The 9000-nt window shown below is 69.0% G+C and carries 10 protein-coding genes; all 10 read right to left on the bottom strand.

The window, feature by feature from the left end; genetic code table 11:
• Positions 1 to 70: 70 nt before the first annotated feature.
• Positions 71 to 793 (bottom strand): anti-sigma factor, encoded by a 723-nt coding sequence (locus NY1_RS31920; protein ID WP_067720862.1) that lies wholly within the window; start codon positions 791 to 793, stop codon positions 71 to 73.
• Positions 786 to 1439 carry an ECF RNA polymerase sigma factor SigK gene (gene sigK / locus NY1_RS31915; protein ID WP_067720861.1) on the bottom strand — a complete coding sequence of 218 codons (654 nt, stop codon included), beginning with the start codon at positions 1437 to 1439 and terminating at the stop codon, positions 786 to 788. Before sigK ends, NY1_RS31920 begins: the two co-directional genes overlap by 8 nt.
• A 168-nt stretch (positions 1440 to 1607) precedes the next feature.
• A complete protein-coding gene (locus tag NY1_RS31910) occupies positions 1608 to 2393 on the bottom strand; it encodes a DUF1295 domain-containing protein (RefSeq protein WP_067720860.1) in 786 nt (261 codons plus the stop codon).
• The gene (locus NY1_RS31905) at positions 2390 to 3673 is read right to left on the bottom strand and encodes an SAM-dependent methyltransferase (RefSeq protein ID WP_067720859.1); all 1284 of its coding nucleotides are present in this window, start codon (positions 3671 to 3673) and stop codon (positions 2390 to 2392) included. The genes NY1_RS31910 and NY1_RS31905 overlap by 4 nt, the downstream gene beginning before the upstream one ends.
• On the bottom strand, positions 3670 to 4929 hold the full coding sequence (locus NY1_RS31900) for a class I SAM-dependent methyltransferase (RefSeq protein WP_067720858.1): 1260 nt from the start codon (positions 4927 to 4929) through the stop codon (positions 3670 to 3672). Before NY1_RS31900 ends, NY1_RS31905 begins: the two co-directional genes overlap by 4 nt.
• Positions 4926 to 5657, bottom strand: coding sequence for a DUF1365 domain-containing protein (locus NY1_RS31895; protein ID WP_067720914.1), 732 nt, complete (start codon positions 5655 to 5657; stop codon positions 4926 to 4928). Before NY1_RS31895 ends, NY1_RS31900 begins: the two co-directional genes overlap by 4 nt.
• A complete protein-coding gene (locus tag NY1_RS31890) occupies positions 5654 to 6964 on the bottom strand; it encodes an NAD(P)/FAD-dependent oxidoreductase (RefSeq protein WP_067720857.1) in 1311 nt (436 codons plus the stop codon). Before NY1_RS31890 ends, NY1_RS31895 begins: the two co-directional genes overlap by 4 nt.
• A gap of 174 nt (positions 6965 to 7138) precedes the next feature.
• Positions 7139 to 7447: an STAS domain-containing protein gene (locus NY1_RS31885; RefSeq protein WP_067720856.1), complete on the bottom strand. Its 309-nt coding sequence runs from the start codon at positions 7445 to 7447 to the stop codon at positions 7139 to 7141.
• A 198-nt stretch (positions 7448 to 7645) separates the two neighbouring features.
• Entirely contained in the window at positions 7646 to 7900 is a 255-nt protein-coding gene (locus NY1_RS31880) for a hypothetical protein (RefSeq protein ID WP_067720855.1), read from the bottom strand.
• A gap of 632 nt (positions 7901 to 8532) precedes the next feature.
• A complete protein-coding gene (locus NY1_RS31875; RefSeq protein WP_157762588.1) occupies positions 8533 to 8997 on the bottom strand; it encodes a CinA family protein in 465 nt (154 codons plus the stop codon).
• Positions 8998 to 9000 lie beyond the last annotated feature (3 nt).

Below are 9000 nucleotides of genomic sequence, written 5' to 3'. Positions count from 1 at the left end.
GAAAACTAAATAGTTTTCGATCCGGACAATCAGGACGTCACCCGGTGCACCGGGTGACGCGCCTGCGATATCAGCTCAAAGTCACGCCGACGATGGGCGATGTGGTCGGCGCCGGGGAGCCGCCCGCCGGTTCGATCGAGACCGCGAGCTGCCCGGCGTCGCCGATGCGGATCAGCAGTGGCGAACCGTTGCCCGGGAGCGTGTCGAAGACGCCTGCCGATTCCGGCAGCCCGCCCGCGGCGATGAGCCACAACTGGTAGGTGTGCGCTGCGGGCGGTGCGGGCACCGTCTCGAAAGACACCACGGCCGCTCGCAATTCGCGGGAGACACTGACCTCGACGGTGCCGCCGCCGGTGACGGGGAGAGTTTGCGCGCGGGCGTCGGCATGGGTGCGCACCTGCAGCGCGGTCAGGCTGCCGTCGTCGTGGGATTGATTGCGGTAGACCGTGATTCCCGCGCCTACCCCGAGAACGACGGCGATCGCCGCCGCGGCCGCCAGCCATCGCACGCCGCGGTGACGATGCGACGGCGGTGCCGCCGCGTCCGCTTCGGCGTCGAGGGCTCGCTGTAGCGTCTCCTCCACGTTCGGCGGCGCGGGCACCGCGTCCACGACCGTCATACTCGCCAGCGTTTCCCGCAATTCCCGCACCATGGCGCGGAACACCGCGGCGGTGGACTCGTCGGTGCGCGCGAGCAGGTCCTCGACGGCGCGGCGCTCGTCCTCGGGCAACGCGTCGAGCGCGTACGGATAGGCCAGGTCCAGCAGGTCGCCGGCGGCGTGCGGCTCAGGCATCGCTCATCGATCCCGTCAAACAGTTCTGCAGTCGTTTCAAGCCGTCGCGGATGCGCGTCTTGACGGTGTTGAGCGGAATGCCCAGGTGCGCAGCCACTTCGGCGTAGGTCCGCCCGCCGTAGTAGGCCAAGGCGACGGTTTCGCGCTGGGTGGCGGTGAGGGTCTCGAGGCAGTGCACCACGGCCTGTTCTTCCGCGCGCTGGCCGACCGTCTCGGCGACCACGTCGTGATCGCGGCCCAGGTGCCGATGCCCGTAGGCGATATCGCGGGTGGTGGCCGAGGCTTCGACCCGCACGCGATCGACCGCCCGCCGATGGGTGAGCATCATCAGCCAGCCGATCGGACTGGCCAGTCGTGGATCGAACTGCCCGGCGGATTTCCACACGTACAGGTAGAGCTCCTGGGTGACTTCCTCGGCCGCCGCGGGACGCCGCAGCACGCGCAGGGCCAGCCCGTACACCCGGTCGTGGGTGGACCGGTAGAACTCGGTGAAAGCCTCCCGGTCGCCGTCGGCGATACCGCCCAGCAGGGCCGTGAGCCGGAGCGCGATCTCGGTCTCGGATGTGACGGGCCGGACCGGGCAGGCATCGGCCGAGGTTTCGCCGGTGTCGCGCACGACGGTGCGGAATCGCCGCTCATCAGCCATGACGCCGTGTCCCTCCGGGCGGTGGCACCCGTACGAGGCGACTGACGGACACTCGTCGGCGTGATGGTCTGCGGAGAGTTCGCATATCGAGTCGAAGCCTAGTGATGTCCGCCGCGTCGCGTGGCGAACTCGGTGATCTCGGCGCACCGGCGGGGACACCCGCGCACCTCAGCGTGCGGGCCGGGGGAAGAACGCCGAGGTGCGCGCCTGGTATTCGCGATAGCCGGGCCGGTCGCTCATCGCTTGCTCGAGCAGCCGCGCGCCCGACCCGCGAATCAGCAGGTAGGACATGATCATCGGCGCGAACACGGTCAGCGGACCGGGCCAGGCACCGGCCGCGATCAGCCAGATGCCCCACCAGACGCAGCAGTCGCCGAAGTAGTTCGGATGCCGGGTCCAGGCCCACAGCCCGCGGTCCATGATGCGACCTCGATTGCCCGGGTCGGCCTTGAACCGGGCCAGCTGCCGGTCACCGACCGCTTCGAAGACGAAGCCGATCGCCCAGACCAGCACGCCCGCCGCCACGGCGACCCGGCCGAATCCTCGTGCCGGTCCCGCCGCCGCCGAGACCTGGATGGGCAGCGAGATCACCCATTGCAGCACGCCTTGCGCCAGGAAAATCCGCGTGAAAACCACCGCCGGGGTGCGCCCGTGCCGCTCCAGCAAGGCGGCGTAGCGCGGGTCTTCGCCCTGTCCGCGCACGCGCCGCCGCAGATGCAGGCTCAAGCGCAGCCCCCAGCTCCCCACCAGTGCCGCCAGCAGCCAACGCCGCGTTCCCGAACCATCACCCACCACGGCCGCGACCACGGCGACCACGCCGAATCCGAGCCCCCACACCACATCCACGATGTTGTAGCGGCCCAGCCGCCGGGCCACGAGGAAGGTGGTGATCTGCACGATCGCGACAACCAGAGCGGAGGCCGCCCCGATCTCGAACATGTTGTGGGCGTTCATGATACGACCATCTCTGGCGGCGGAGCCGGCTGTCGCGCACCCACCGGGCCGGGTCGCCGGGCGAGAATCTGGTCCACGCCCATGCGTCCCTGTTCGAAGGCGAGCGCGCCGCCGGCCAGATACAGCCGCCAGGTCCGCGCCCCTTCCACCCCCAGCAGGGCGACCGCGTCGTCCCAGCGTTCCTCGAGTCGCCGCAGCCAGGCGCGCGCGGTCCACCCGTAGTGCTCGCGCAATGCCTGCACGCCGCGGATCTCGAGCCCGGACGCCTCGAGCAGGCCGATGGTGTCCCCGACCGGTCGCATGGCCATATCGGGTGCGATGAAGGATTCGATGAACGGGCCACCGCCGGGGTGCCGGCCGTGCCGCGACATCTGCTGGATCAGCACCGGCGCGCCCGGAGCGGCGGCGTCGTGCAGCATCCGCGCGTACTGCGGGTAATTGCGTTCTCCCACATGCTCACCCATTTCCAGCGAGGCCACCGCGTCGAATCCGGTGCTGGTGCATTCGCGATAGTCCGACAGCAGCACCCGCACTCGATCGCCGACACCGCGCTCGGCGATCCGGGCCCGGATGTGCTCGTACTGGGCGCGCGCGATGGTGATGCCCACGACCTCCGCGCCGTAGCGCTCGGCGGCGTGCAGGCTCAGCGCGCCCCAGCCGCAGCCGACGTCCAGCAGCCGTTTGCCCGGCGCGAGTTCGAGTTTCGCGCAGACCAGGTCCAGTTTGTCGCGCTGCGCTTCGGCGAGACCGTACGCCGGATCGGCGGGCATACCCGGCACGCCGCGGGTGAAGTAGGCGCAGGAGTAGGCCATCGCGGGATCGAGCAGCAGGGTGTAGAAGGCGTTGGAGACGTCGTAGTGATGACTGATCGCCGCCCGATCGCGGGGCTGCCGGTTACGCCGCCCGCGCAGCCGGGCTTGACCGGACGGCGGCGGCGGTGGCGGACCGAAGCCTCCGCAGCGCACGGCGGCGACCGCGAGGCGAGCCAGATCGGTGGCTCGCGCACCGGTGAGACCACGCTGGGCGACCGCGGCCCAGACGCCGGTCAGCGCCGCGCCGAGATCGCCGTCGACATCGATCTCACCGGTCACATACGCTTGCGCCGCGCCGAGTTCGTTCGGGCGCCAGAGGATTCTGCGCAGCGCGTGCGGGCCGCTCAGCACTACCCGGGGTGCGTCGGCCGGTCCGGCCGTGCTGCCGTCCCAGGCGTCCAGGCGCACCGGAAGCGGCCCGCGCAGCAGCGGCCGCAGGACGGATTCGAGGCGGTCGGCGATATTCACGAGGCTCCCTCGGGACGATCGAGCACGATCTGCTGGACATCGAGATACCCCGAACGGAATCCGGCTTCGGAGTAGGCGAGGTAGAACTGCCACAGGCGGCGGAAACCGGCGTCGAATCCGAGCGCGGTCACATCGACGGCGCGGGCGTCGAATCGCTCCCGCCACAACCGCAGGGTTTCCGCGTAATGGTCACCGAAGCAATACCTTTCGCGCACCCGCAGGCCGCTCGCGCGGGCGTTGTCCGCGATGGCTTCGGTCGAGGGCAGGAAGCCGCCGGGGAAGATGTACTTCTGGATCCAGGTGTAGGTGTGGCGGGTCGCGAGCATCCGGTCGTGCGGCATGGTGATCGCCTGCAACGCGATGCGCCCGCCCGGAGCCAGCAGGCGCCGCAGGCGGTCGAAGTAGACCGGCCAGTGCTGATAACCGACGGCTTCGATCATCTCGACCGAGACGATGGCGTCGTACTCGCCCCGGATATCGCGGTAGTCGCACAGATCGACGCAGACCGACTCCTCGAATCCGGCGGCGGCCACCCGGATCCGGGCCAGGTCCAGCTGCCGATGGGACAGGGTCACCGAGCGCACCGTCGCCCCGCGCGCGGCGGCACGCACGCACAGTTCGCCCCAGCCGGAACCGATTTCGAGTACCCGGGTGCCGGCCCGGACGCCCGCCGCGTCCAGCAATCGGTCGATCTTGCGGTGCTGGGCGGCGAGCAGCAGATCCGGCGACGCCTCGGCGGGGTCCTCGAACAGTGCCGCCGAATAGGTCATGGAGTCGTCGAGGAACAGCTGGAACAACTCGTTGGACAGGTCGTAGTGATGTTCGATGTGCCCGCGTGCGTTCGCCGGCGTGCCGAGTTCGCCCGCGGGCGGCGACGGCAGCAGCGCGGCCCGGAATCGTTGCAGCGGGGCGGGAATCAATCGGGTGAGGCGACCGGCCAGCACGGTGAGCACGGCCGCCGGATCGGGCGCGGTCCACTCCCCCGCCGTATAGGATTCACCGAATCCGATCAGTCCCTGCTGGCCCAGGCGCGCGAAGAACGAGCCCGGATCACGGATGATCATGCGCGGCAAGGTGTCCACGCACGCTCCCGCACCCAGTACGGCGCCGTCGGGGAATTCCACGCGCAGCGGCAGCCGCGCGACCGCGCGCCGGAACAGGACGGCGGCCGCCCGCGCACGCAGCCCGGTGCCGGGCCCGGTGGGAATCGGCGGCAGCAGGTCCCCGTCGAGGGTGTGCGGGCAGGTGCTGGTCACGAGACAGTCCTTCGGAGAGTGGGGGCGCACGGCCGCGGGACGACGGGAAGGCCCTTCGCCCACAGGGTGATTCCCTGCCGGCGGATCCGGGCTGCGGTCAGCCAGGGTGAGAGCGGAGCGCGCAATTGCGCGCGCAGGACCGAGCGCGCGGTCACGGGCAGCCGGTAACCGGTCATCGCCGCGTGGAAGGGTGGCAGGCCGTCACGGTGCAGGGCGATTCCCAAGGACAGCCAGCCGTCGGGTTCGGGGAGCCGCAGCCGGTATCGCCCGGCCACCGGGTGGAACGGCGAGACGTAGAACCGCTTGTCGGTCTCGCAGAGACCGGTCTCGCCGGATCGCAGCAGGTAGGTATGGCGCTGCCCGTAGGTATTGTGCACCTCGGCGAGCACGCACCGCAGCCGCTGATCGCGATCGTGGCACCAGAAGACGGTGAGCGGGTCGAAGACGTAACCCAGCGCCCGTGCGTTCATGAGCGCGGTGACCCGGCCGCCGGTGCAGTCGATGTCGTGTTCGGCCAGCACGGCATCCACCCGGGCGCGCAATGTCGTGCCCGGCCCGTCCAGGTGATCCCGGGCGCGGAAATATCCGAAGGGCCGCAACGGAATCGGTAACCGGGGTGGATTGTCGAGGTCGAAATACCAGCTGTAGCCGCGATAGTCGAATGCGTGCCGGATCGGGTCCCGGCGGGCGTGGTGGATTCTGGTGAAGTACAGCGCCGGGGTGCTCATCGTGCGACCGCCCGTGACGGTGCCGGCGTGTGCTCCCACCGGCCGCCGAGGTGTTCGGCCGCGCGCAATCCCGAGCGCGCGCCGTCCTCGTGGAAGCCCCAGCCGTGATACGCGCCGGCGAACGCGATCCGCTCGGTGTCGATATCGGGCAGACGATGTTGCGCGGCAACCGATTCCGGGGTGTAGATCGGATGTTCGTAGGTCATCTCCGCGATCACCCGGCCCGGGTCGACGAACTGCGTCCCGCCGAGGGTGACCAGGAATCTGCGGTCGGGCACATGGTCCAGGCCCATGAGGCGGGTCAGATCGTAGGTGACGACCACCCCCGCGGCGTCCGTCGTCTCCGGCGGCACCAGGTAGTTCCACGACGCGCGCGCCCCGTGCGCCCTGGGCAGCACGGATTCGTCGGTGTGCAGCTGTGCCCGGTTCACCGAGTACGGCATGGCTTGCAGCACGGCCCGCGTCTTGGGGCTCGGCGCGGCCAGCAGTCCCAGCGCCTGCTGCGGGTGGGTCGCGATGACGGCGGCGTCGAAGCGGCGCAAGCCACCGGACTCGGCGACGAGCACACAATCGGGCCGCTCGTCGACCGCGAGTACGGTTGTGCCGGTGCGGATCTCGTCGATCCGGTCGGCGATCTTCTCCACGTACCGGGCCGACCCGCCGACCACGGTGCGCCACGTCGGCGAACCGTGGACGGTCAGCATGCCGTGGTGATCCAGGAACCGGAACAGGTAGTGCGCCGGATACCGGGCCGCCACCCGCGCCTCACACGACCACACCGCGGCGACCAGCGGGTTCATGAAGTATTCCGTGAAATAGTCACTGAACCGGTGCTGCCGCAGAAACCCGGCCAGCGTGATCCCGGAATCCGGATTCCGCAACACCGCGCGCGCCGCCCGATGGAACCGCGGAATCTCCCCCAGCATCCCCAGATAGCGACGGTCCACGAGCCGGCGCGGCGCCGGAAACAATCCCCCGATCCCCCGCGCCCCCGCATACTCCAGCCCCACCGCGTCCGCCCGCACCGACATCGACATATCGGTTTCCCGGGTCTGCACGCCCAGCTCCCCGAACAATCGCCGCACGGTCGGATACGTCCGATCGTTGTGCACGATGAACCCGGAATCCACCCACACCCGCCGCCCCGGCGCGAACTCGACCTCATGTGTATGCGCGTGCCCGCCGAGCCGAACATCCTTCTCGTACAACGTCACCCGGTCGGTCCGCGCCAGCACGTAGGCCGCCGTCAACCCGGCGATCCCACTCCCGACAACCGCGACATCCCGGCGCTCACCCAGCTCAGACATGCACTGCCCGCCAGACGTCACAGCAGGCGAGCCGCAGTGCGGCACTATTCGGAAAACCTACACACGATGCGGCATGTCGGGTCGTTCGCATACCCGAGGTTCGATGTGTGCCACGACAGGGTTTGGCCGATCTTCGAAGAGTTGCGGCGAGCCCGGTTCTCGGCTGCCGTCACATCATTGGCCTGCCGCGCCGGCCATCTCGAAAACGCGGTCCACGCACCGTGAGCCCAACACCAGCAGATTGCAATGGCGCACCTCGGCCAGGCGCTGCAATTCCAGCAGGGCCCGTAGCGCGCGGATGCTGAAAAACGTGACCGAGCGCAGATCTACGACGACGGTCTCACCGACGCGCAACGCGCCGAGTACCTGAGTACGGAATCCCTCCACGGTCAGAGCGTCGAGCTCACCGGCGATAACGCAGATCGGGACCGCGGCGGAGGTCTCGGTGACAGGCTTGCTGCCGCGTACAAATTGAGAGGTCATTGCCAGACCCGGACTTTCGTCAGCGAAGGCAGGCGGATACAACCGGATGACGCTCGGGATCCGCCGCCGAACACGGGCTGTACCTCTCAACCCTGCTCAACGGGTTCCCGCTTCGCCGGCGTCCAAACGATACTCACCCCATGACGACGAGGCGGCGCGGCGGCCGTCCGATCGGAGGCCGCCTTCATCGCTGAGCCGCTAGCGGGCGATCGGAATATCCGATCCCTGCAGCCGGGTGGCCAGCAGCGCCTTACCCTTCTCGCCGCCGGTGCGGCTTTCGCTCTGGGCGCGCCGGAAGAAATCGGCGAGTTCGTTGTCGCCGTCGCGTTCGGCATCGGCGATGTAGGTGTCCAGGCGCAGCGCATTGTCCAGTGAGGCCTGCACGAACCAGAGCAGGTTGTAGTCCTTGTCCCTGGTGCCGGTGATCGTGCCGGTTTCGTTGCTCTTACCCATGTCGATCGTTCCTTCCCGATCCGATGGTCGTTCTGACCCCCCCCCCCCCCCCCCCGCGTAGCGCCTACCCGGTGGGCAATCCCGCAAACGGTGATCGTCGAGGCGATCGTGATCGTCTTGCGCCCCAACGCTTCCCATATATCAAGCCGGATATGAGGCCGGGCGTGACCTGCCGGTGACCTTGCTCGCCTAGGCTGGGCCGTAGTCGATCCTGTCGTCCGGCGGCGTGGGGGCAGCGAGGCGGTCACGGTGGGGGCCGGGATCCAGTGACGAGGTCGACTTCCGGCGTTCATCATTGCCGCGAGTTGATTATGCAGCTTGCGCCAGCGAGATCAGGCGCCGGGCAAGCGATTCGGAGATGTGCGATGACTGCAATTCCGCCCGAGCCAACTACTCCTGCCCGCGATGACGGGAAAAAGCGCCCCGTGCCGTTGATTTCCGAGGACGCCGAGGACGTGCCCACGGTCAACTGGCCGGAGCCGAGTGAGCTGGATTCGTGGTGGGAGGCTGTTATGCGGCCCTCTTCGGGCGGGCGCCCGGACTAGGGTTCGCGTTAGCCCTGCCGGTCGGCTGTGGTGACGGGCGAGCGAAACCGATCATGATCGCCCGGGCGATGAAAGCCCGTGGGAATTTCACTCCTCGATAGCCGCGAGCAGCATGGTGAGCGCGGTATAGATCGCTGCGGCCAGGACTTCCTCGGGCTCACAATCGAATTGCTCGTGCCGTGCCCATTGCCCGCCCTTGGCGTCCACGGCCAGCCAAACCGAGCCGGCGGGCTCGCCGTCCTGGCCTCCGGGTCCGCCGACGCCCGTGACCGCGACCGCGATATCGGCACCGAGCAGCGTGCGCACCCCGGAGGCCATGGCCCGCGCGGCGGTCTCGGAAACGACGGGCACGTCGGGGACACCGAGCACCTGATGTTTGACCTGCTCGCTGTAGGCCACCACCCCACCGCGCAACCACTCTGCCGAGTCGGGTGCCGCGCCGAGCGTGGACGATAGCTTCCCGCAGGTCAACGATTCCGCGACCGCCACGGTGCGGCCGGTCCGGCCAGCTACCTGGGCCAGCCGGTGCGCGAGATCGTCGATCGCGGTCATTGC

The organism is Nocardia yamanashiensis NBRC 100130, from assembly GCF_001613325.1.
Taxonomy (GTDB): Bacteria; Actinomycetota; Actinomycetes; order Mycobacteriales; family Mycobacteriaceae; genus Nocardia; species Nocardia yamanashiensis.
The sequence above is the reverse complement of the archived record's forward strand: the minus strand, read 5'-3'. Positions and strand labels throughout refer to the sequence as shown.

Coding starts and splice junctions, on each gene's coding strand:
- NY1_RS31920 (WP_067720862.1), bottom strand. CDS start 793: ATGCCTGAGCCGCACGCCGCCGGCGACCTGCTGGACCTGGCCTATCCG.
- sigK (WP_067720861.1), bottom strand. CDS start 1,439: ATGGCTGATGAGCGGCGATTCCGCACCGTCGTGCGCGACACCGGCGAA.
- NY1_RS31910 (WP_067720860.1), bottom strand. CDS start 2,393: ATGAACGCCCACAACATGTTCGAGATCGGGGCGGCCTCCGCTCTGGTT.
- NY1_RS31895 (WP_067720914.1), bottom strand. CDS start 5,657: ATGAGCACCCCGGCGCTGTACTTCACCAGAATCCACCACGCCCGCCGG.
- NY1_RS31890 (WP_067720857.1), bottom strand. CDS start 6,964: ATGTCTGAGCTGGGTGAGCGCCGGGATGTCGCGGTTGTCGGGAGTGGG.
- NY1_RS31885 (WP_067720856.1), bottom strand. CDS start 7,447: ATGACCTCTCAATTTGTACGCGGCAGCAAGCCTGTCACCGAGACCTCC.
- NY1_RS31880 (WP_067720855.1), bottom strand. CDS start 7,900: ATGGGTAAGAGCAACGAAACCGGCACGATCACCGGCACCAGGGACAAG.
- NY1_RS31875 (WP_157762588.1), bottom strand. CDS start 8,997: ATGACCGCGATCGACGATCTCGCGCACCGGCTGGCCCAGGTAGCTGGC.